Genomic DNA, 24,992 nt, shown 5'->3' on the forward strand with positions numbered 1-24,992 from the left:
TCAACTTCTGAACAACTAGATCGGTTGTTACTATTTAAAAAAAGTGTGATTATTCGTCCAATGACACAGTATGACTACATTTCAAGAGAAATTAAACAAAGATCATTTCTCGGAATGGAACCATGGGGCATGAACAATTAAATAGGAACTTATGCATTTTTCCTAAAAGCGCTCCGGAATTAGAAGTTAACATAATTGGTTCTTGCTCAAGTCTCATAATTAACCTTGATGAATATGATGACCGGCATACAAGGATTATTATTATATTAACAATGATAATCCATTTGGCTATAATTTATACGGAATAGAAGTTATAGTAGACGACCCCGATTATTACCGCATAAAGGTAGTACAACGTCTTTATGATGCACGAAAAGATTCGGCTCGTCAATTTAATTTGACATCCATCATTATTGGTACTAATTATTATAAGCATGAGGCTGAGTGTTCATCGATGATGTCGATTTCGAAGTTTTGCGTCGTCAAAACCAAGATAGTATTGTTGCTCATATGTAAGACCTTCCTCATGATGTATATCGTTAACAATATTCAAAAGAATAATAAATTTATACCACTTTATTTCATGAATAGAAAAGGTGCTTTTTTTATTTTCTCGGTCAAAAGAATGAGAGCTATTTCATGCGAATGTATGACAGGCAGTGGTATCATAGTAGGTACAATATATTTATAGATGAAAAAAGGAAGGCGGCAATTACATGCAGCAAAATGATCATTCGAACATTAGTTTACTCAAGGAAATTGCCGAACTTCTAAATGAAGAAACTGAAATTCAAGCAATGTTACAAGGTGCTCTGAGAAAGTTTTTAGCAGGTACGAATTTTGAAACAGGTTGGGTATTTTTTATCAATAAAAAAGGTAGACATGAGCTCATAGCGCATGAAAATTTGCCACAAGCTTTAAAGCATAATAACTGTCACTTTTTAGAAAAAGGCGGTTGTTGGTGCGTATCACGTTATCGAAATAATGAATTAAAAAAAGCTTCGAATATTATTGAATGTCAGCGCATTGAAAGCGCCAATGCTGCTGAACTAGAGGGTGATGGGGGCATTACCCATCATGCCACAGTACCCTTGCAATCTGGACAAGAGCGTTTTGGGCTATTAAATGTAGCTACGCCAAATACTGTCAGTTTTTCTGATGACGAGCTAGCTCTTTTAGAATCAGTTGCCTTCCAAATGGGATCCGCAATAAAACGAATTTTACTAACAAAACAAGAACAGCAGATGGCACTAGTTGAAGAGAGAAATCGATTGGCGAGAGATTTACATGATTCAGTGAATCAATTATTATTCTCTGTTACGTTAACATCTCGTGCCGGAATTGAAATGGCTGAGCAACCAGAAATGAAGGAAACGTTTAAGGAAATTCAGAATTTAACACAAGAAGCCTTAACAGAAATGCGTGCTTTAATTTGGCAGTTACGCCCTAAAGGTTTAGAGAGTGGTCTAATGGAGGCGATTAAAGGTTATGCTGAAATGTTAGGTATAAACCTTTCTGTGAATGTATCGGGTGTTTTACAATTACCTTCCCGGGTGGAAGAAACGTTATTTCGTATTACACAGGAAGCACTAAATAACGTGCGTAAGCATTCGGGTGTTAAGGACGCAGAGATTTTTGTCATTATTACACAGTCAGATGTGCTATTAGTTATTAAAGATGAAGGTAGAGGATTCCAAGTTGACTCTCTTGTGAAATTGCCATCAATCGGTTTGCAAAGCATGCGAGATCGTGCAAAGGCACTTGGCGGTAAAGTTGATTGGGTGAGTAATATTGGAAGAGGAACGGAAATTTTAATCCGTCTACCATATTAAGGGGGATTTCGATGATTAGAGTATTAATCGCAGACGATCACCATGTTGTAAGAAGAGGATTATTATTTTTTCTGAAAACGCAAAAGGACATCGAGGTTATTGGTGAAGCACAAAATGGTAAAGAAGCAGTAGCATTAACGTCGGAATTAAAGCCAGATATCGTTTTAATGGATTTAGTTATGCCTGAATTAGATGGTATCCAAGCTACAAAACGTATTAAGGCAAAATTTCCTGACACACAGGTACTAATGCTGACGAGTTTTTCGGATAGTGACCATGTCATTCCTGCAATTGAAGCAGGGGCTGCAGGTTACCAGTTAAAAGATATTGAACCAGATGAACTGGTGACATCAATCCGTAGAATAATGGCAGGAGAAAATACATTGCATCCACAAGCGACAACTCAACTTATTAAAAGTCGAGAGATGCAAGAAGATTTGCCACATATGAAGCATACTTTGACACCTCGAGAACGTGATGTTCTAGCTGAATTAACAAAAGGAAAGAGTAATAGAGAAATTGCATCCTCACTTTTTGTTACAGAAAAAACTGTGAAGACACATATTTCGAATATTTTTTCAAAATTGGAAGTACAAGATCGTACTCAAGCTGCACTTTATGCAGTCAAACATGGGTTAACTGAATCGAGTGAGCAACAATAAGAGAAAAAGCTGTCCCTTAGTCATTGAAATGACTGATAGGACAGCTTTTTTTAACGTTTTTTCTGTGGTTTTTGGCGTAAGGTTTTTGAAACCTGTTTCCATTTATTACGTTCAGCAATTTGTGCTTGAGCGTTAGTCTTTCTTTCGATATAAGCTAATTCTCGCTTTAACTTTATATAGCTATTGTATCGTTCGTTAGTTAGTGTACCCTCATGAATTGCATTTTGTACTGCGCATCCAGGTTCACGCTTGTGTTCACAATCTCTAAAGCGGCACTGAGATGAAAGTTCTTCTATATCTTTAAAACTGCTATCTAAGCTTTCACTTTGATCCCATAATTGGAATTCACGCATTCCCGGGGTATCAATTAATAAGCCGCCACCTGGAATTTTGAATAGTTCTCGGTGTGTTGTCGTATGGCGACCTTTATCATCATCCTCACGAACTTCTTGGACAAACATTACTTCAGTGCCACATAGTGCATTGGTTAAAGATGATTTACCAACACCAGATGAACCTAAAAGTGCAGCTGTCTTACCATCAACTAATAATTGTTGAAGCTCATTAATGCCTTCACCAGTAAAACTACTTACTGTATAGATGGGTACGCCAAAAGCAACAGATTCTGCTTCTTGAATAAAGGGTGTGACATCTTCACATAAATCTTTTTTCGTTAATACGATGATTGGTGTGGCACCTGAGTCCCAAGCAGCGATTAAATAGCGCTCTAAACGTCGAAGATTAAAATCTAAGTTCAAACTCATGATTAAAAAAACGATGTCAACATTGACCGCTATTAATTGTTCCGCAGTAGTTAATCCTGCAGCTTTGCGGGAGAACAAAGAGGTACGCGGTAATACGGCATGAATAATCGCTTTTTCTTCACCGGGCATTTGCTCAACTAAAACCCAATCACCAACTGCAGGGAAGTCACGACGTTCAAAAGCAGTATGTTGGAAGCTGCCAGATGGAGTAGAAAGCCATTCACCTTGTTCTGTGATAACACGGTAGGAGTGCTTATGCTCTAGCAATACACGTCCGGGAATTGTTTTTGCTAATTTATTTGAAGCTTGGGCAATTTTATATTTTTCTTCCCAAGTTGTATTCCAACCGAAATCTTGTAATTTTGTCATTTGTAAATCCTCCTATTGTGTGTGTAGAGATATTGAGCTGAGGCGATTAATTTTCTTGAAAGGGTCCTCAGCATTTAATCTAGTTATCCAGCTTCAGGCGCTAACTGCTCGGGTCGTTTCAGTCGGGTACTCAAAGTCAAAGAACGACTTTGGTTTCCGCCTTCCAACGACCTCGCCGCTAAACGAGCGCCTTCAGCATTAAAAATAAAAAAACTGTAGCTGCAAATCGGCAGCTACAGTTTATACACGCACAATAAAAGAAAGTATCCTTAAAAAGCATACGGATGGCGAGTATTTTGTAACAAACCGATTTGCGTTGATGCAATGCTCATTAAATTTGTCATAAAACCTCACCTGCTTTCCTTAAAGTTGTTATTAGATTAACAAAATGGAAAAATAAAGTCAACATAAATATTCAATTATTATCAAAAAATTACATTAAACCAGTATTATGCTCATGTACTAAACCATCTGGTTCAATATGAACAAGTACTACTGTCAATGGTTTTACTAGACGTATCGTATTTTCAATATCTTCGGTAATTTGATGGCTTTTCCAAACATTTAGCTCAGGATTAACAGTGACCGTTAAATCTACAAACACCATATTCCCATGATTACGTCCTTTTAAATCTATGAGATGAATAACACCATCAACATTACGGACAAGAGTGGATAACGTTTCAACCTCTTCTTCGTCAAAGCCGTCAGTTAATGTATGAACAGCTTCAAAAAATATTTCATAGGCTGTTTTAATTATGATAATACCAACGATAATGGCGGTAATGGAATCAATTATCGGAAACCCAACGATAGCACCTAAAATACCAATTGCAGTACCAAAACTGACAAGCGCATCTGAACGGTTATCAAGAGCAGCTGCTTTTACAGCTGAACTTTTAGTGCGTTCAGATAACTTTAAATTATATCGATAAACAATGTACATAATAATACCACTAATAATAGCGACAACTGCTGTTAGCAGGGAAGGGGAAGAGTGGTTGTTTTCGATAAAGCTTTTGCCTGAATTGAATAACACTTGTAGTCCAACGACTGCCATGATGAATGATGCTACAAGGGAAGCTACCGTTTCGGCTCTTAAATGACCGTAGTGGTGATCCCCATCTGGTGGCTTTTGTGAAATACGTAATCCAATCAGAACGGCAACAGAAGCGATTATATCTGTAGTATTATTTAGTCCATCAGCTTTTAATGCAGTGGATGCACCGATAAAACCAATGGTAAGCTTCGCGGTGCTGAGTATGAGATAAGTGGCAATACTTAGCCAAGCGCCTCTTTCCCCTTGTCTTAAATTTGTGTATAACTCCACAATGTTTCCCCCCTGCAAAATTTCTAGGCAATACAAAACGACGCACACTTATAGTAGTGTGCGTCGTTTCTTGTTAAATTTTCATAAATATTATTCAGAAGATGAATTTTCATCTTCTAGTGATTCGTTGTTGGATTCATCTGGTAACTTAATAACTTCTAAGTATAAGATATGATGACCATCTACTTCTTTTACGATAAATTCATAACCTTGTTCAGTAATTGCTTCGCCTTTAACGGCATCGAAGTTTTTGGTCATAAACCAACCGCCGATAGTATCGATATCATCTTCATTGATGTCAATTTTAAGGAAATCATTTACGTTTTCAATTAACATTTTGGCATCAAAGATAAAATGGTTCTCATCTACTTTACGAACTTCAGGAATCTCGTCTGCATCAAACTCGTCTCGAATATCACCGACAATTTCTTCGATAATATCTTCGATTGTTACAAGACCAGATGTACCACCGTATTCATCCATTAAAATGGCCATATGAATACGTTCTCGTTGAATTTTCAACAATAAGTCACTAACTGGGATTGTTTCGATGACGCGAATGATAGGTTGCATATATTCCGTTACTAATTTTGAACCATTAGTTGGGTCTTTAATGTAAGCAGTTAAAAGGTGCTTCATATTGACGAGACCTATAATATGGTCTTTGTCTCCATCAATAATAGGGTAGCGTGTATACTGCTCAACACCCATCACTTCGAAGACTTCTCTAAGAGTCATTTCTTTTTCAATACCAATGATTTCAGTACGAGGTACCATAATTTCTTTGGCAATACGATCGTCGAATTCAAAAATGCTATTCACATATTTATATTCAGACTGATTTATTTCACCGCTTTTCAAACTATCCGATAAAATCATACGTAATTCTTCTTCTGTCATTGCCACTTCTGATTCAGATACATCCTTTAAACCGAAAAGTGAAGACAATGAACGAGCAGAGAAGTTTAATGCTTTAATAAATGGATACATGATGTTGTGGAATGTAATTAAAGGACCAGCTGTTGCTAATGCTACAGATTCTGCCTTCTGAATGGCTAGTGTTTTTGGTGCTAATTCACCAACTACAACGTGAACAAATGTCACGATAGAGAATGACAACACGAAGGATAGAACGGATGTCACACTTCCTTCAAGTGCGAACAAATCAAATATCGGTCTCAATAAAATCGAGACTGTTTCTTCACCGAGCCAACCAAGCCCTAAAGAAGTAATCGTAATTCCCAACTGACAAGCGGATAAATATTCATCCAAATTAGATACTACTTTTTTTGCTTTTAATGCTTTTTTGTTACCCTCAGCTATAAGCTGATCAATTCGAGTTGTTCTGACTTTAACGATAGAAAATTCAGTTGCTACGAAAAAAGCCGAACATGCGATCAAGACAGCAAATGCTGTCAACCGTATGGCTATGTCCAAAGACTTCCTTTGTTCCAGACCCAAATGAGGGGAGAGAACAAAGTGTACACCTCCTGTAATATAAAAAATAGTTAAGTAATACAATGATATGACAACTAAGTTGAAAAAACAAATCATCTACATGATTTGTTTTGACTATTAATAATAATTGTTTATTGAAGTAAGAAATATCGTCAAAAGTAAGAATATAATTAAATTACTCAATTTATTCTAAAAGTATTGACAATTCAAAATTCGGAGTGCTAATATTGAGAGGCACTAAATAATTTATGGAAAAGGAGGTATGGATTATGAAAAAGTTAAGAAGTTTATTTAAACAATTAAATAATGAATCCACACCTACCTATTCAGCAATTAAGTCTGTAATTTAACTTTTATAACTAATTGGTATGGGTGTAGATACCTGTATCTTTTTTAAAGCGTATGCTCTGAAAGGGGTGTGCGCTTTTTTTGTTGCCTTTTTAAGTGAATTACGAGTGCCAAATTATAAAAGGAGAGCTGAATATGTTTATTCAAAAGCGGAAAAAGAAATTTAATAAGGATTCGATTGAAGACGGTTAGTGTAAAAACAGAATAAGAAAGTAGGAATAATAAATGTTTGAGGTCTTATTTAAATTAAAATGGTTTTTTAAAGAAAATCGAAAGCGGTACGCAATAGCCATCGCATTGTTACTAGTGGCTAATGTAATTGAAGTGACGCCACCGTGGATTATTGGTCAATCGATTGATGCTATCCACTCAGAAACATTAACAAGTCATTCCCTTATGTTTTATATTGCTGCTATGCTAGTCATTTTGGTATTGTCATATGTCGTCAACTTTATATGGCAATATCAATTGTTTGGTGGAGCGAATGTAATTGAACGTAAGCTGAGATCAAAGCTCATGACAAAGTTTTTGAAAATGTCTCCACCTTTTTATGAACGAAATCGTACAGGAGATTTGATGGCGAGAGCGACAAATGATTTACGTGCTGTCTCAGAAACAGCTGGTTTTGGTATTATGACGTTAATTGATTCGACTTTATACTTATTAACAATTTTACTAACAATGGGATTCCTTGTTTCATGGAAGCTAACAATAGCAGCTATATTGCCATTACCGATATTAGCAGTCGTTATGCAAATTCTTGGTAAGAGAATTCATGAGCGTTATATGAAAGCCCAAGACGTGTTTGGTGAAATGAATGATAGCGTACTTGAAGCTGTAGAGGGTGTCCGTGTTGTTCGTGCATACGTTCAAGAACGTGCTACAGAGCAACAATTTAGTGAAATGACAGAAGACGTTTACAAAAAAAATATGCATGTTGAGAAAATTGATGCATTATTTAATCCAATTACAAAAATTTTAACTGGACTTAGCTATATGATTGGTCTTGGTTTTGGTGCTTATTTAGTGTCTAAGCAAGAAATGACTTTAGGTGAGCTAGTTACATTTAATGTATATCTAGGTATGATCGTATGGCCAATGTTTGCGATTGGAGAACTCATCAATGTTATGCAACGTGGGAATGCATCACTTGATCGTGTACAAGAAACATTAGACGAGAAAGAAGATGTTGTTGATCCAAAAACGCCAACAATCATTCAAAATCCGGAGTCTATTGTATTCAAAGATGTGACATTCCAATATCCACAATCATCTTCTATTAACCTGGCAAACCTTGAAGTTTCTTTGAAAAAGGGGCAAACGCTAGGAATTGTTGGGAAAACAGGTAGTGGAAAGACGACTGTCGTTAAACAGCTATTACGTGAATATCCAAATGGTGAAGGAGATCTATTTGTCTCAAATAGTCCTATTCATGATCAAACAAAGGAACAGGTTCGTAACTGGATAGGCTATGTACCTCAAGACCACGTACTATTTTCTAGAACAGTGAAAGAGAATATTTTGTTTGGTAAATCAGATGCGACAGAGGACGAATTACATGAAGCAATCCGTTTAGCAAACTTCGAGCGTGATTTAGAAATGCTACCACTCGGTTTGCAAACATTAGTTGGAGAAAAAGGGGTTTCGTTATCGGGAGGGCAAAAGCAACGTATTTCAATTGCTCGCGCATTAATTCGTGATCCAGAAATATTAATTTTAGATGATTCCTTGTCAGCAGTGGATGCTAAAACAGAAGCAACAATTATTCAAAATATCCAAACAGCTAGAAGTGACAAAACGACCATAATTGTGACACACCGCTTATCGGCAATTCAACATGCGGATTGGGTCATTGTATTAGAGGATGGTCGCATCGTTGAAGAAGGTACACATCAAACATTGCTTGAAGAAGAGGGCTGGTACAAAGAACAGCATGACCGTCAGCAAGTTGAGGGGGTGAAATAATGGGTACTGGTAAACGATTATTTCAATATGCTTTAATGTACAAAAAGCTACTTATTTCAGGCCTGTTATTATTAGCTATTGCAGTTGCCGCAGATTTAGCGGGACCATTAGTAGCAAAGAAAATTATTGATGATCATATTGCAAAAGCAGAAGTCGCAGGTATTGATTTTCAGCCGATTGCAATTTTATTGGCTGTATTCTTCGGATTAGCAGTTGTTGCCGCTATTTTTAGATACGGTCAGTATCTTTTACTTCAAATGGGTGCAAATCGTATAATTCAAAAAATGCGCAATGAAGTCTATGAGCATATCCAAACATTGCCGATTCGTTATTTTGATAATTTGCCTGCCGGAAAAGTGGTTGCGCGTGTTACAAATGATACGGAAGCTATTCGTGATTTGTTTGTAACGGTAGTCTCACAGTTTGCAGCGAGCTTTATGACGATCTTCGGGATTTATATCGCGTTATTCTTCCTTGATTGGAAGATGGCATTAATCGCATTATTTGTTATTCCAATTTTAATTGTTTGGACGATTGTGTATCGTAAGTATGCTTCTAAGTACAATCATATTGTACGAGGAAAAGTATCTGATATGAACGGTATGATCAACGAATCGATTAATGGGATGACTATTATTCAAGCTTTTAGTCGCGAAAAACAAATTGAAGATGAATTTGCGGCACTAAATGAAGAGCATTATCGTTATCAAAATAAGCTGCTTATATTAGATGCAGCTACATCTCACAATTTAGTAGGCGTTATTCGTTCGCTTACATTTGTACTTTTTATCTGGTATTTTGGCAGTGCTGAAATGAATGGTGCAGCTGCTATTTCAGTCGGTATGCTATACGCTTTTGTTGATTATATTACACGATTATTTAATCCTGTAACTGGTATCGTCAATCAGTTGGCTCGCTTAGAAAGAGCAAACGTTGCAGCAGAGCGTGTCTTTGAACTATTAGATCAACCAGGGGAGCCTGTAGTCGATAAACGTATACCACGATATAAAGGAAATGTTCGCTTCGAGCATGTGTGGTTTGCTTATAAGGAGCAAGAATATGTGCTGAAGGATATTGATTTTGAAGCGAAGCAAGGAGAGACAGTCGCGCTTGTTGGTCATACGGGCTCTGGGAAAAGTTCTATCATGAATTTACTTTTCAGTTTTTATGACGTTTCAAAAGGTGCGATTACAATTGACGGTATCAATATTAAAGAGCATTCTCGTCAAACCATTCGAGAGCATATGGGAATTGTATTGCAAGATCCTTATTTATTTACAGGTACGATTGAATCGAATGTTAGTTTAGGAGATCCTAGAATTACGCGTGATACAGTACAGAAAGCATTGGATGCAGTTGGTGGTGAACGCGTTTTGAAAAATTTACCGAAGGGTTTAGATGAACCTGTGATTGAGAAAGGTAGTACATTATCTTCGGGACAACGTCAGTTAATTTCATTTGCCAGAGCGCTTGCCTTTGACCCTGCGATATTAATCCTTGATGAAGCAACTTCCAATATAGATACGGAAACTGAAGAAATCATTCAGCACGCAATGGATGTATTGAAAAAAGGACGTACGACATTTATCATCGCACATAGACTTTCTACTATTAAAAATGCAGATCGCATTTTAGTATTAGACCGTGGTGAAATTGTAGAACAGGGTACTCATGATGAGCTACTGAAACAAGGTGGACGTTATGAACAAATGTATAAACTACAATCAGGTGAAAAAAATATTAGTTAATATGAAGACCCTTCAAATGCTCAAGCAATTGAAGGGTCTCTTTTAATGGAAAAATCAGTGCATTATAGTGGCGATGAAAATAGAAAGAACGGCGCAAAAGGTAATAGAGGTAAGCCAGTTCAATTTTGAAGTGGTTTCCAAAAATACATTTAATATGCCACTAATAAGTAGTGACACGAAAAAGGAGAAGAATAAATAATAAACTACTTCTGGCATACAAACGTTTCCTCCGATTCAAGAACTGTAATAAGTACTTTTATTAAGATTAGTGTATTTGAAGCATGTAGCTATTGCAAATGTTTGCCGATACTCGTATATTTAGGGAGACGAATTAATTAGCTATGTGAAAGTAGGTGTCAATCCTGAGCTGGTGGCAAGATTGGTTACATAGTATCAAATCTTTTAATCGAAATATTAAGTTGTTCATGGTTGGGAATATACTAATCCAAATAGGAATGGGCATATTCAGTGTAATGTACAATTTATATATTAAGGAATTAGGTATGAAGGAAGCTGTTAATGGAAATGTTATTGCGATGACAGCGTTAGCAACAGCTATTATGCTAATTCCAGCTGGTCTCCTAAGTGATCGATTTGGACGTAAGTGGGCGCTTATTATCGGAACAGGATTAACAGCAATTACATTTTTCTATAGAAGCATTGTCACTGTTGAACAACCGATGCTTTGGTCAGCATTCGCTACAGGCATTGTGTGGGCTGTAGCTCAAGTTTCAGGGGTACCATTTTTAGCTGAAAACTCCAAGGCTTCAGAAAGAATGAAATTATTTAGTATTCACTTTTCAATCATGACAATTGCAGGTTTTATTGGGAATTTACTTGGTGGAGTTGTAGCTGACTGCGCAAGTTTTCTTATGGAATTGTCTGCTGTTGAAGGAATTCGGGTATCGCTTTATAGTGGTGTCGCATTCTTCGTCATTGGATTATTTCCATTGTTCCGCTTGAAGATGGAAAGTAAAGTTGTTATAGAATCAACATCTATTAATAAAAATATAGTAAAAGTATCAGAAAAAAGCGCGAGCTTCAAAGAAAATATAAGAATCATTGTACTATTTGGGATAGCTCAATTGATTATTGGTATAGGATCAGGGCTGGTCATTCCATATTTAAATTTGTATTTCGCTAATCGTTTTAATGCATCCAATACATACATAGGACTTATTTTAGCATTAGGATCAGCAATGACAGCTGTTGCAATGTTGATAGGACCTGCATTAGTTAAACGTGTAGGTGAAGTTAGAGCTATTATCATATTTCAGTTTTTATCCATTCCATTTTTATTTTTAACTGCGTTTACAAATTCTTTATTTGTAGCATCGATTGGTTTTTTATTCCGCCAAGCATTGATGAATGCAGCGAACCCGATCCAATCAGCCATTGCTATGGAAATTGTGCATGATAAATATAAAGGGTTAGGGAATTCAGTCAATCAGATGGTATTCCAAGTTGGCTGGGCATCAATGGGTCTGCCAGCTGCATTTTTTGTTACGAAGTTTGGGCATTATTGGGGATATGCTTATACCTTTACGATTACAGGCATATTGTATCTGATTGCTTCTACCTATTTTTATTTGGTGTTTGGACGCAAAAAAAAACTCTCAGTGGCATGAGGAAAACATAAGAATAAGAACATCTACTTGTTGTGCTTGATATAAAAACAACATGTAGGTGTTTTTTATAGTTCTTTCATTAATTTTTCTTTAATACATCAATTACCATCGCCTTTCTAACATTCGAAAATTCAAATACGATGGCAAAACTGCTATTATAGAAATTAGTGTTTTTAAAAAGGGACCAATTTCGAAGAGAGGAAGATATGTTCATGGGACAAGTAGTAGCTAAAATTGAAACGGTGCGCACAAACCTAATCATGACAAACAAAGCACGTGAAGGAATTTTAGCATGGTCAAAAGATGAGCATGCTTTTTTTCATATTCAAAAATCGTTTTTAGTACATATTGAAAGAATGAGTAATTCTGCACAAGGAGAGACAGCGATTACAATCTATTTTGACAATGTAGCCAACACGAACCTTGCCGAAAAGCTAGATAGTCAAGTTGTAGTGATGAATTGTATTGTGAAATATGAAGGACTACTGGCAACTAATTTCCGTGTTATCAGTTCAAGAGTCCCTGTTCGTACAAATAGAAGATTTGCAACACAGTTAGAGTTCGTGACAGCCCCTAAGAATACCGTAGGATTACCAATTGAACTCCATTCTAAAATTCGCCAGTTGCCAATAGCAGAAGAACGTTCAGAATATGTTAGAAAACGTATTTCTAGCTGGGAAGGTTATTTGAAAATACAAGAGCGTGATGCCACGATTGAGGATATGACAGCATCATTCTCAAAGCTTTCGGTCAATGAAGACTTCAGTCGAATGACATTAAATTGTAGTGGTTTAAAGGATAATGAATGGAATAAAGCTAAAGGATTAAGTGCGAAATTTAAAGGCTCTCGAGATGAACTTGGTGAAGTATTGAAAGTGAATCGCGCGAATAGAACAGTAGAAATTGAGCTACGTCCATATATAAGGGAGCAACTGCGCAAAAATCAGCTAAAACCAAAAACAAAGGAAGTCATCTTTAGTAATTTTGCTACTTTAAGTCAGATTCGTAGACTACGTAGAGGGTTTGCAGATTTAGAAAAAGGATTAGCTGCAAATGCCAATCTAGAAAAGATTTTATTTGAAGATCGACCTCGTATTCAAGCACCGAAGAAGCGAGCTAAACTAGAGTTTCATAACCGGTTAAATGAATTTCAACAAGAAGCTGTGATTGGAGCAATGTCAGCTGAAGATTTATTTGTTATTCAAGGTCCACCAGGAACTGGTAAAACAACGGTTATCTCAGAAATATGCCAGCAAAATGCGAAGGCAGGTTTGCGTACATTAGTAGCTTCTCAGTCTAACTTAGCTGTTGATAATGCATTAAGTCGACTGCTTTCAAATAAAGACATTCGCATTTTACGCTTTGGTCGAACAGAAAGTATTGAAGAAGAAGGCAAAAAATTTATTGAAGAAAATGTGGCTGAGTATTGGAGAGAGCAAACGTTACAAGATATCGAGCAGGAGCTAACGTTGCATGCTAGTCAAGAATCGGAGCTTACTGCAACATTAGAGAAATGTGAGGAAGAACTTCAAAAATTCAAAGCCCAGCTAATATTTATAAAGGAAAAAATAGTAGAACAACAACAGGCAAAACTCGATTATGAAGTAATAACTAACGAAATTCAAAAACTAAAAAAAATGTTGGGTATTTATAGAAGAGAACTTCGGGACCTTGAAGAACATTTTGGAGAAGTAGCAAATAAATATGAGCATGTTTTATTGAAGGTAGAGGAGTTAGAGCGTTTCATTGAAGCAAATGAATCCAGTGAAAAATTACTTGAGCGAACTAATCGATTAGCGGATGAAATAGGGCTTACTAGAAATCAATTGCTTTATCGTCAAGCTGAAGAAGAATTGAATGCAGTTAACGAAGAGTTAAACAATTCTCGTAAAGAATACATGACTTGGCAAAAAAACATTTTAGAACTACATCAATTGCAACATGAGTTGAAAGACTTTACTAAAGTTGATGAACTCACTGATTTTATGCAACAGTACGACATTCCAATGGGTTTTATCATTGAACGCCAGATTAATGCATTAGAGAAAATTAAAAATCAAATGGTAAGTTATCATGATTGGATGGCTGTAAATAATAAGTTGAAAGCAGCGATTGACTATGTAGAGAAGCAAATGGGGCAAGCTTCTCAAATTATTTTGCAACAAGTTAACGCACGTCCAGAAGATAGCTATTCATCCTATTCGATTCGAGAAGTGCATGAAGCGATAGATTATATGAAGCAATTTTTAATAACACAAAAAGTTGTTAACCCTGTACAGTTAAAACCGCATTTAGAAAGACTTTATTTAAGAAGAAAGTTTGTATGGGAACAAGGTACAATTCTACAACAACTAAAACAAGAAGCAGTCAGATTATTTGAGATGATCAAGCGAGAAGTGATTAAACAAACAACTGAAGTATTAGCTAACGCACAGCAAAAGAAAAGTACTTTAACGAATAAAGGGATGCTACTAAAAGATAAGCAAACTCAGCTCCAAAAAAGATATGAACAATTAAAGTTAAGTTTGTCTGATGTACCTATCTCTAGCCATTCAGAGCAACTAACAGCAATATTACACAAGTTAGAAATAGAGGAGCAGCATGTTAAATCAACCTACCAAGCAGTTTTACAAACCATCCCTCAATTAGAGCAAATGCAGCAACAGCACCAAAAGTTAATGGAAGAAAGAACTTCTTTAGCTAGTGACATTGAAGAAAAGAAACTAGCAATTCAAGAGATTAATTCACAAGGCTTACAGCAGGAAAAGGATTTAAAAGCTTTGGAAGAAATCCTGGATCAAGATTATGAAGACCAACAATTACAAGCAGACTATGCTATTAAAAAGCTTACAGAGAAAAAAACAAAACTCCAGCATAACAAAGCACAGCTACCTATTAAACAAGCGCTACAAAAACAATGGTATACATTACTACAAGAAGCCAATGAACATGATTTAGATGAAATTCGAAAAATGTATGTACGACATGCCAATGTTATTGGGACAACATGTGTAGCTTCAGCTCGAAAAGAATTCATGGATAATTATCCAACATTTGATGTCGTTATTATCGATGAGGTGTCTAAAGCAACACCACCAGAATTGTTGCTGCCAATGTTAAAAGGGAAAAAAATTATTCTCGTAGGAGATCATCATCAGCTACCGCCATTAGTTGGAGACGATACATTAGAGGAAACGTTAAAAGCGATTATCGAAGAAAGTGACGCACTAGAAGAAAGTGCTGAACTAAAAAAATTATTAAAAGAGTCTTTATTCGAACGCCTTTTCAAAAACCTCCCTAGAGATAATAAACAAATGCTAGCGATACAATATCGTATGCACGAGGATATAATGAAGACAATCACCCCTTTTTATGAAAATGAAGATGACCAACTGCAATGTGGTCTAATCAATTCAGATACCGTTCGAGATCATTTCCTAGAGGGGCATTATGTAAAACGGTCTGATCACTTATTATGGCTAGATATGCCAAATGAAAAGCCTTATTTTGAAGAACAAATGAAAAATGGTAAAAGTCGTTTCAATCAAGGTGAATTAGATACAATTCGCCATATGCTATTAGATTTAGACCATGCAACTGAAATGGCTAAAGCGGCAGGGAAAATAAAACAAGATGAACGCAAAAGCATAGGTGTTATAAGTTTTTACGGGGAGCAAGTTAAGAAAATTGACCGCCTTATTCAGCAAGAGCTAAATCTACAACATTTACATCTACGCACCGGTACTGTTGATAAGTTCCAAGGGATGGAAATGGACGTTATTATCGTAAGTATGGTTCGTAATACGCAACATAAAGGTGGAGATATCGGTTTCGCCAATGATTATCGTCGATTAAATGTAGCGCTATCGCGTGCGAGGGAGCTACTTATTCTTGTAGGTAGTACAGAAATGTTTACACAAAGAGCGAAGCAGAAAAATGCGCGAGAAATGTATAGTCAATTATTAATAACAGTGAGAGAACAAAATGGCCTCCGTGACCAAGACGGCAATGTAAAACAGTAAAGTGGAAAGGAGAGCCAAGTATGAAAGCGTTAGAAAAACGATTGAAAAGAGAAGTTTTACAAAATGGCAAAGTAGAGATTTTAAAAACCTCAATCTGGTGCGTGCCAGTGCAATCAATTGATGTCACTTATCAACCAGTAAAGCGATTGAAGATGGATATATTGATGAAAATGATGCTACTCACTTTCCAACAAGCTGAAATTTCAAATGCTAGCGAATTGGGTGAATTACTATTAGTAGAGGATCTCTTCATTCAAGACCTTCTCATAAATTTAACGAAAACAGGGCTAATTGAAAGAGGAGAGAAATACTATCATTTAACATCTAAAGGTAAAATCCAACTTGAAAATGGCGTGTTTGAAGAAGAGCAAGAAATAGAAACACAGCAGTTGCTTTACAGTGCTTGCCACGAAGCATTCTTGCCTGCGGAAATTGATCAGATGGATGAGTATGACGAGTTACCAGATCTGTTTCGTTATGCTTTAGAGGAACCAGAGGAGACATTAAAGTTTGTAGAGGAAGAGTTAATAGAAGTTCTGCAAAATAGCCGTACATCTGAAGACGAAGGTGAAGAACAAACAGTCATTACTGATATCTTATCAAAAGAAGCACGCCAGATTAATGATGTGCCTTGTCTTGAATATATCTTATACAACCGTGAACAGGACCTTCTTTTTGTTCGAGTATGGAATACATTATTATCTCAATGGGATGATAAGTTGGAGAAGCTACTAGTTGAAAAAGAAGTTGTTATGTGGCGAGAAGAGTATTTGAAAGTTTAGTTACAAGTTAGCCTTATTAAAGGTATTATTATTTGGGGCTCCTTGGAGGAGTTCTCTATTAATAATGCTTTTTTTTGTGGCATAAATATTTAATTGTAGTTAAGTAATCGATGATTTTATTAGCCTATTTAAATATCAATAAATTAAATGAAATATTTACCTTTTATGTACTTTGGTGGAGAATTAAGGAAGGCTATTCAATGAACTGGGGGTTATATTTATGAAACAGATACTATTAGTATTAGCTGCTTGTTTGTCTGTTTTTGTATTAACGGGGTGTAGTGAGAAAGTAGATAAAGAATTAAGCGAGAACTATATTCAACATTTAGAGCTCTCAAAACGTGAAAAAAGTTTAATTCAAGCCGTCACTGGTGATGGTGATAATCCAACATTTATACATGAATTTAAAGTTGATGAGAAGTGGAAGTCAGTAAAATTATGGGTAGAGAAATATGAATATGGTCAACTAAAAGAAAAGGATGCAGTAGCTATTAGCGTGGGAATTGAAGAAAAAGGGAAGTTTGTCGTAAGTTTCAGGAGACTTCCAAATGGAAAACCTAACGCCATTGTTAGAGTCGCTTTAATAGATGATAAAGCGATTTATTCTAGTGAAGGTAATATCAAACTGCCAAAAACAGGCTCTTCTGGTTCAGCAAATATTGTTTCAGAAAAAGTAAAGGTAGGGCAAGATATGGTGTTAGCACAAGTGATTTATTCTAAGCAAGATCAAAATATTTCTATTGGTGATTGGAATTTATATAATAATCCTAATGAATTAGCAGAAAAAACGTCAAAGTATCCTGCTGTCTATTTTGTACTCTGCTCATTTTCTGAAAAAAATATGTAGGAGAAATTAGTCTGAGGTCAGTTTGGATTTTGTCATTTTGCTCTGCGTAGTATCGATTTTTCTTATTTAAATAGATATGAGAAGTAACGACCTCGCAGCTGAACGAGCGCCTGAAGCATTTAGTTAGATATCCAGCTTCAGGCGCTAGCGGCTCGGGTCGTTTCAGTCGGGCGATCAAAGTCAAAGAGCGACTTTGGCTTCCGCCTTCCAACGACCTCGCAGCTGAACGAGCGCCTGAAGCATTTAGTTAGATATCCAGCTTCAGGCGCTAGCGGCTCGGGTCGTTTCAGTCGGGCGATCAAAGTCAAAGAGCGACTTTGGCTTCCGCCTTCCAACGACCTCGCAGCTGAACGAGCGCCTGAAGCATTTAGTTAGATATCCAGCTTCAGCGGCCAGCCCTTCGAGGTCACTTCAGTCTCTCGGTCAAAAGTTAAAGTGATGCTTTTGATTCGAGCCTTCCAGTGCTTGTCAGGGGCCAACAGGAAGTTGGTTATGTAGCCGTTGCCACAGGACGTGGCGAACTTAGGCTATCTTCCATTAAACGGGCCGCTTCAGCATTTAATTAGTCATATACATGATAAAGCATTAGTTCATGGATCATTTTTTTTACGGTTTCTTCATTTGGTGGTATTGACCCGGACCAGATGATGGAGCCGTCTTTTTTATATTCGCCTTCGTATCGTTGATGCTTGTAGAAGAAGGCGATTTGCCAGCCTGGTAATTTTGTATTTTCGAACAAAGGTTTGAAACTGAAATGTTGAATCATATGTATACCCCTTTTCATAGTGCCGGTCCCGTTCGCATATAGTGTGAAAAAGCGTATAGGAGATGGCGGTATGTTTGAAGAACAGCTAAAGAAAGCGATTCAAGATAAATATCAGATGTATTTTTGGTACAAATCGATGCTTGGGCTGACGAAGGATCCTACATGGAAATCTTATATCGAGCATGCAATAACAGACGAGAAATGTCATTATGAGATGTTCCAACAACTTTATTATATGATGACTGGAGAATATGTACAAAATTTAACGAAAAGACCACCATGCAAAAATCTTAAGGCTTGTGCGAAAGAGGCTATCGGTGAAGAACTTGAGGCGACGGATTTATATAAAGAAATGTTCTTAAATACTCCACTTCAACAAGGGCAATACCCATTCTTTATTGCTATGCAAGATGATATGGAACATGCAATACGCTTTTCAACAATTTACAATTCCCTATAAATTGAATGAAATCCCTAACTTCAATAGCTATTAATTCTCACCTACTTGACTGTCTGTTATAATGTAGGAGAGTTTTTGAAGAAATGGGTGAAGAATATGGGTGTGTTCGTAACAATACTATTCATGGCTGTCATTGGAGCAGTTATTGGTGGATTTACGAATCATTTAGCGATTAAAATGCTCTTTAGACCTTATAAAGCAATTTATATTGGTTCTTGGCGTGTACCATTTACACCAGGTTTAATTCCAAAACGCCGAGATGATTTAGCAAAACAACTAGGAAAAACAGTAGTGAATTATTTACTCACACCTGAGACATTCCGTAAAAAGTTCTTTTCAAATGATATTCGATTGAAAATTGAACAATGGTTAAATGAAAAAATAGAAACAACTTTGTTTACAGACGATAAAACAATCAATGACTGGCTGAAGCAAGCGGGTGTTGAAAACATCCACTTAGCGATTGAAGAAAAAGTTGATGCTTTAATCATTGATCAAGTAGATAAAGTACAAAATGTCCTATCTACAAAAACGGTTCGCGAGCTTTTACCTGAAAGATGGCAAGATAAGGCGAATACGAAAATTCCAGATATCGCTCGCTATATTTTAAATAAAGGCGATGTTTATTTTGAATCAGAAGAAGGCAATCAAACGATTAAACGATTAATTGATGATTTCCTTGATACAAAAGGAACGCTTGGTGGTATGATTCAAATGTTCTTAGGCGATTCTTCATCAATAGTTAACAAAGCTCAAAAAGAAATTAAAAAATTTCTTAATGCAGATGGCACATTTGTGCTCGTTTCGAATATGTTAACGAATGAATGGGTTAAATTACAAGATCAAACGGTTACTCAACTAGTTGGCGATTTAGATTTTAATTCGACAACAAAAGCGGTTCAAAACTATGTGAAGAATGAATTGAGAATTGAAAATCGTTTAGACCAGCCAATTGTACATTATTGGGCACATGGTGCTGAGTGGATGCAACAAAATGTTGTACCACAGGTAGTTGACAATGCTTTTGTACAAGCAGAAGCGAAACTGGAAGATGTCTTAAAACGATTAAATTTAGAAGAAGTAGTACGTGAACAAGTAGATACATTCCCTGTTGAAGTACTTGAAGATTTAGTACTGGGCATTTCAAAAAAAGAATTTAAAATGATTACAGTATTAGGTTTCGTTCTTGGTGGTATTATTGGTGTTATTCAAGGGATTATTATGACGCTGATTAATTAAAATTGAAAGTAGGGTATCAAAATGATTAATATTTATAATGACATTAACAAATTAGAAGCAACATTCCGCCAAACGGCAGAATTTGACACATTAAAAGCTGCTGTTGAAGAAGTGAAAAACGATTCAGAGGCACTGACGTTGTTTCAAAACTTCCGTAAAGTCCAATTGAATTTACAAGAAAAACAAGCAAAAGGTGAACAAATCCAAGAAGATGAATTAACTTATGCTGGAAAAACTGCTCAACTTGCTCAACAAAATAGTAAGATAGAAAAAATGCTTCAAGCCGAAATGGCTCTAAGTGGTTTAATTGAAGAAGTAAATCGTATTCTAATTAAACCAGTTCAAGAACTATACGCTGAAATCTAATCACAAATATAATTTGTGAAGAATACATCAATACATTAGATCATGCAAAATAATAAAGAAAATTGAGAAGGAGATACTACAAGAATTGTAGTATCTCCTTTTTTTATTTTTAAGTAAATTTAATTGACTTAGTAATTTCAATTTATTAAGAAAGCTACAAACAACAAGATATTAATAGGTTTCTCTTTTTAGATGTGACAATGAATGTACTTAAATATTTAGTTTCAGGCTGAAGGAATTACATATGTATAGTGTCCAAAAAATATATAATTGCAATTTTAAAAAGACTTAGTTATTAGGTGCAATGATTATAATTAGCATGATTTTTTAATCAATTAATATAGTGAGAGTATTCAAATGTATTATATTATGTATTATTTGTAAAATAAATAGCCGTGTTGGATGGGTTTTGTAAAATATGTAAATGTTGCCGAGGTAATATAGAATCTATGAGAGGCATACCATATAATCGAAGTGGTTGAACTTAATAGATTTTCTATTAGGCAAATACAACCCTAAAAATAGAGAGGTGTGGGATAGTGAGGAATTACAGTTATAAATTTGTAAAACCTTTAACATCATTAGTGTTAGGAGCAACTTTATTAACAAGCGCCGTCATTGCTCCGATAACCAGTGCGGAGGCAGCAGTGTCTTCTAGCTACAAAATTATCAAAGGGAAGCTAGTTTCAAAATCAACTAGCAAAATAGTAAAAGGGATTAAGACTTACAAAGGTAAAGTTTACAAAGATGGCAAGTTACTAACAGGTTTAAAATCAGGGGTTTATTACAAAAAAGGTGTTAAATGGACTGGTTGGTATAAAGGCAAATGGTACGAAAAAGGTAAAGCATTAACGGGGTTTGGTAAAAACACTAGTAAATTATATATTAATGGAAAGCTCGCAATGGGTAATTGGTATAAAGGTAAATGGTATGAGAACGGAAAAGCTTTAACTGGACTAGGGAAAAATACAGGAAATTTATACGTTAATGGTGTTATAAACACTGGAAAGTATTTATACAAAAATAAATTATACGATGGTGCAGTTTTAAACAAAGGTCTAAAGCTATATGGAGACAAACTATATAGTGGTGCAGCCTTAAATCAAGGTCTAATATTTTTTGAAGGTAAACTATACAATGGCACGGCATTAAATCAAGGTTTAGCACTATTTGAAAGTAAACTATATAACAGTGCAGCGTTAAATGTAGGCATCGTACAGTATGGAGGTAAATGGTACAACGGCTCTGGCTTAGCGTCTGGAACTATTACAACCCCAGACGGAAAAACAATACAGGTTGAGAATGGTGTTGAAAGTTCACCAGGTAACGGATCGTCATCAGGGAATAATGGCGGAACAAGTGATCATGCCCCAACTGCATCAAGTGTCAAGATTGTTGGAGCTGCAAAAGTAGGTGTAACATTAGAAGTTACTTATACTTATACAGATATAGATAAAGATGTAGAAAAGGGTACAACATTCCAGTGGTATGCAGATGGAAAAGCAATTACTGGCGCAACAACTTCGACATTTAAACTGACAACAGATCAAGTAGGTAAAGTAATCTCTGTACAAGTGACACCCAAAAATGATAAAGCGATAGGAAATGCCGTAACAGCAACTTTACCAAATGTAGTAGTAACTCCTCAATAAAATTAAACGAAACGTTACTTTATAAGCTAGAGAAATATCTAGTGAAATAAGTAGAAATAATCATTCATGAATAGAATATTTAATAAGAAAAAACCTTCATAATGAATGTTTCTAACTGTTATTTTCCAATTGGTAGGTGTAATTCCTACTCTTGCACAACAGTCTTTTGAAGCAAGTGCCTAATCCTCCTGGACCCAGTGATGCGCTGATCAGCAGAAGGGGTTAAGTCAGGTGAAGTCGTACTCGAAAAAAACGAGGCGGGGCTCTTTAAAAGACAGCTATGGTTAGGCAGACGAATCCATGTAGGCAGTGTGAGGTAGTGAATGTTGCGAAACGCTAGGAGTTCAACATTCATCCTTATAGATGAAATGATGTAATGGGGGTTAGTAAAATTGACTGTTAAACTAACCATTCTCACAACTGAATAGTGGAGACCTAAGGCTGTCAAAATAAGGGATGGATATAACGGAACGTTTGAAGTTCTTCTTGACGAGGTGAATCAGCACTGAAGAAGCAAGAAGAACGGCAGCGGGTTCGTAGTAGTGATGATTGCTGGCCGTTTGGATTTGTATGGTAACATACGAAAAGGATAAAACCAGCTGGAGCGAAGGAACCCAGTCAGCAGAGTATTCTCTAAATTGCTAATCTCCTCAATAAATAATTCAGAATGTTCAGTTTTCATGAGTATTTAATGAGGTAGAAAAAAAGTGAAAAGACAATCATTCTACTGATAGCACGCCGTATGCGATGAAAGTCGCCTGTACGGTGTAGGCCCGAAACGAAATCCACAAGATGTGGTATAAGACGGGAATAGCGAAGAAAACTTTACTTTATCATTAATGCATACCAACGACACACATGCACATTTAGATAATATAGCGAAAAGAACAACTGCCATCAAAAATGTTAGAGCTAAAAAGCCAAATTCATTATTACTAGATGCAGGTGATGTTTTTAGTGGCACGCTATATTTCAATGAATTCCAAGGAAAAGCAGATTTGGAATTCATGAATTTATTACGTTATGATGCAATGACCTTTGGTAATCATGAATTCGACTTAGGCTCAAGTAAAGAAGGGCATCAGGCTTTAGCTGATTTCATCAAAGGTGCAAATTTCCCATTCATTAGTGCCAATGTAGACTTTTCTGCAGATGATCGCTTTAAAGGTCTGTTTACAGATCTAATCTCGAGTAAGCCTGAAAAAGGTAAAATTTATAATGGAATTATTAAAGAAATCAATGGCGAAAAAGTAGGGATTTTTGGTTTAACAACGGAAGAAACTAAGGATATTTCAAGCCCTGGCAGTATAGTATTTGAAAATTATATTAAAGAGGCTGAAAAAGCAGTTAAAGCGTTTGAAGGGCAAGGCGTCGATAAAATTATTGCTTTGACACATATCGGTTATGATGACAATGCGAAAATCGATAATGATTTAACATTAGCTTCAACAGTTAAGGGCATTGACGTGATTGTTGGTGGGCATAGTCATACACAGTTAGATGAGCCAGTCGTTATAGATCAAGATAATAACAATAAAACAAAAGATCCAACTGTTATTGTTCAGGCGTATCAATATAGTGATTATTTAGGCAATGTTGATGTTGAGTTTGATAGTAAAGGTAAAGTTATTACAACAAATGGAGAATTGATTAAACTTAGCAGCCTTGCAGACGACGTAGAAGCGGCTAACATACTTAAGAAATATTCTGATCAGATTAAAGAAGTATCTAATAAACCAATCGGAGCAGAAGCGTTAAGTGAACTGAGTAACCCAAGAACATCAGACACGGGTCCAAGTGTCCGTAATAGTGAAACAGCACTTGGAAATATCATTACAGATGGTATGTTAGCAAAGGCAAGAGCACAAACCAAAAATAATAATATCATTATGGCACTACAAAATGGTGGAGGTATTCGATCAGGCATTAATGCAGGTGAGATCACTGTTGGAGAAGTTATAACAGTACTACCATTTGGAAACACATTAGCAACAATGAAGCTTACAGGAGCTGAATTAAAGCAAGCATTTGAAATAAGCTTTAAGGAATCTCCAAAAGAAAGTGGAGGCTTCCTTCACGTATCTGGTGCAAAAGTTGAATTTGATTCATTAAAACCAGTGGGCGAACGAGTTGTATCGATCAAGTACAAAGATACAAATGAAACTTACGTGGATATAAAAGACCAAGAGAGTTATACAGTAGCAACAAATGCCTTCACTGCAAAGGGTGGAGATAAGTATGATGTCTTTAAAAAAGCCTATGAAGAAGGTCGTGTAACAGACTTGGGACTTTCGGATTGGGAAAATTTAGCGGAACATTTAGCGTCTCTTAAAAAAATCAAACCTACACTAGAAGGACGTATTGTAGACGTGAAAAAGGGTGAAGATCCAGATATTAGAATACCAGGTGCGGAATTCTCTGGTACTACTGAATCTCCAAAAGTTTACAATGGGAATGTGATCGTTGATATTACAGATGTTGCTTCTATATCCAATGCGATAATTAAAGGAAACTTAATCATCACTGGCACAGTATCTGAAGATATTATCATTTCTAATATTAAAGTGGAAGGTAACTTAGATTTATCCGCTGTTAAAGGGGATAGTGATAATAGTTTTGAAAATATCGAAGTAACTGGTGAAACAAACATATGATTTTTTAACGAAATCGTCAGTAAGTGAACGATTTGGCTTCCCCCATTTAATACATGTTAGCGCTACAAATAAACTCTATAAGTGTAGAAGGAGACTGACT

Annotated in this window: 17 protein-coding genes; 13 read left to right on the forward strand and 4 right to left on the reverse strand. The window is 36.1% G+C overall.

Annotation, left to right across the window (positions count from 1 at the left end):
- Positions 1-716: 716 nt before the first annotated feature.
- Together MKY02_RS03145 and MKY02_RS03150 are read left to right on the forward strand one after the other, a co-directional pair.
- Positions 717-1,832, forward strand: coding sequence for a GAF domain-containing sensor histidine kinase (locus MKY02_RS03145; protein ID WP_038189052.1), 1,116 nt, complete (start codon positions 717-719; stop codon positions 1,830-1,832).
- 11 nt (positions 1,833-1,843) lie between these two features.
- Entirely contained in the window at positions 1,844-2,494 is a 651-nt protein-coding gene (locus MKY02_RS03150) for a response regulator transcription factor (protein WP_038189051.1), read from the forward strand.
- 50 nt (positions 2,495-2,544) lie between these two features.
- Here MKY02_RS03150 and rsgA read toward each other — a convergent pair whose 3' ends face one another.
- The 3 genes from rsgA to MKY02_RS03165 all read right to left on the reverse strand — a co-directional run bounded on the left by rsgA (position 2,545) and on the right by MKY02_RS03165 (position 6,394).
- The gene (rsgA, locus tag MKY02_RS03155) at positions 2,545-3,627 is read right to left on the reverse strand and encodes a ribosome small subunit-dependent GTPase A (RefSeq protein WP_038189050.1); all 1,083 of its coding nucleotides are present in this window, start codon (positions 3,625-3,627) and stop codon (positions 2,545-2,547) included.
- A gap of 433 nt (positions 3,628-4,060) precedes the next feature.
- A complete protein-coding gene (locus MKY02_RS03160) occupies positions 4,061-4,957 on the reverse strand; it encodes a cation diffusion facilitator family transporter (protein ID WP_038189049.1) in 897 nt (298 codons plus the stop codon).
- A 90-nt stretch (positions 4,958-5,047) separates the two neighbouring features.
- On the reverse strand, positions 5,048-6,394 hold the full coding sequence (locus tag MKY02_RS03165; RefSeq protein ID WP_038189157.1) for a hemolysin family protein: 1,347 nt from the start codon (positions 6,392-6,394) through the stop codon (positions 5,048-5,050).
- A 594-nt stretch (positions 6,395-6,988) separates the two neighbouring features.
- Between MKY02_RS03165 and MKY02_RS03170 the strand changes: the two genes are divergently transcribed.
- The 6 genes from MKY02_RS03170 (at position 6,989) to MKY02_RS03195 (ending at position 17,755) form a co-directional block, all read left to right on the forward strand.
- The gene (locus MKY02_RS03170) at positions 6,989-8,728 is read left to right on the forward strand and encodes an ABC transporter ATP-binding protein (RefSeq protein ID WP_038189048.1); all 1,740 of its coding nucleotides are present in this window, start codon (positions 6,989-6,991) and stop codon (positions 8,726-8,728) included.
- Positions 8,728-10,476: an ABC transporter ATP-binding protein gene (locus MKY02_RS03175; RefSeq protein WP_038189047.1), complete on the forward strand. Its 1,749-nt coding sequence runs from the start codon at positions 8,728-8,730 to the stop codon at positions 10,474-10,476. Before MKY02_RS03170 ends, MKY02_RS03175 begins: the two co-directional genes overlap by 1 nt.
- A gap of 362 nt (positions 10,477-10,838) precedes the next feature.
- Positions 10,839-12,104: an MFS transporter gene (locus MKY02_RS03180; protein WP_076065725.1), complete on the forward strand. Its 1,266-nt coding sequence runs from the start codon at positions 10,839-10,841 to the stop codon at positions 12,102-12,104.
- 212 nt (positions 12,105-12,316) lie between these two features.
- The gene (locus MKY02_RS03185; protein ID WP_038189046.1) at positions 12,317-16,126 is read left to right on the forward strand and encodes an AAA domain-containing protein; all 3,810 of its coding nucleotides are present in this window, start codon (positions 12,317-12,319) and stop codon (positions 16,124-16,126) included.
- 20 nt (positions 16,127-16,146) lie between these two features.
- Complete coding sequence (locus MKY02_RS03190; protein WP_038189045.1) at positions 16,147-16,908, forward strand: hypothetical protein; 762 nt, start codon at positions 16,147-16,149, stop codon at positions 16,906-16,908.
- A 220-nt stretch (positions 16,909-17,128) separates the two neighbouring features.
- Positions 17,129-17,755 (forward strand): hypothetical protein, encoded by a 627-nt coding sequence (locus tag MKY02_RS03195; protein ID WP_076034451.1) that lies wholly within the window; start codon positions 17,129-17,131, stop codon positions 17,753-17,755.
- Positions 17,756-18,317: 562 nt separating this feature from the next.
- Here MKY02_RS03195 and MKY02_RS03200 read toward each other — a convergent pair.
- Positions 18,318-18,521 (reverse strand): YheE family protein, encoded by a 204-nt coding sequence (locus MKY02_RS03200; protein WP_038189043.1) that lies wholly within the window; start codon positions 18,519-18,521, stop codon positions 18,318-18,320.
- Between the two features lie 70 nt (positions 18,522-18,591).
- Here MKY02_RS03200 and MKY02_RS03205 point away from each other — a divergent pair, with 70 nt between their 5' ends.
- From MKY02_RS03205 to MKY02_RS03225, 5 genes are all read left to right on the forward strand, one after another.
- Positions 18,592-18,981, forward strand: coding sequence for a ferritin-like domain-containing protein (locus MKY02_RS03205; RefSeq protein ID WP_038189042.1), 390 nt, complete (start codon positions 18,592-18,594; stop codon positions 18,979-18,981).
- Between the two features lie 96 nt (positions 18,982-19,077).
- On the forward strand, positions 19,078-20,220 hold the full coding sequence (locus tag MKY02_RS03210) for a DUF445 domain-containing protein (RefSeq protein WP_038189151.1): 1,143 nt from the start codon (positions 19,078-19,080) through the stop codon (positions 20,218-20,220).
- 21 nt (positions 20,221-20,241) lie between these two features.
- The gene (locus MKY02_RS03215; RefSeq protein ID WP_038189041.1) at positions 20,242-20,586 is read left to right on the forward strand and encodes a YlbF family regulator; all 345 of its coding nucleotides are present in this window, start codon (positions 20,242-20,244) and stop codon (positions 20,584-20,586) included.
- Positions 20,587-21,125: 539 nt separating this feature from the next.
- A complete protein-coding gene (locus tag MKY02_RS03220) occupies positions 21,126-22,238 on the forward strand; it encodes a hypothetical protein (protein ID WP_038189040.1) in 1,113 nt (370 codons plus the stop codon).
- Between the two features lie 839 nt (positions 22,239-23,077).
- The gene (locus MKY02_RS03225) at positions 23,078-24,892 is read left to right on the forward strand and encodes a bifunctional metallophosphatase/5'-nucleotidase (RefSeq protein WP_051448811.1); all 1,815 of its coding nucleotides are present in this window, start codon (positions 23,078-23,080) and stop codon (positions 24,890-24,892) included.
- Positions 24,893-24,992: the final 100 nt, after the last annotated feature.

Origin of the sequence: Viridibacillus sp. FSL R5-0888, from assembly GCF_038009105.1 — a bacterium.
Taxonomy (GTDB): Bacteria; Bacillota; Bacilli; order Bacillales_A; family Planococcaceae; genus Viridibacillus; species Viridibacillus arenosi.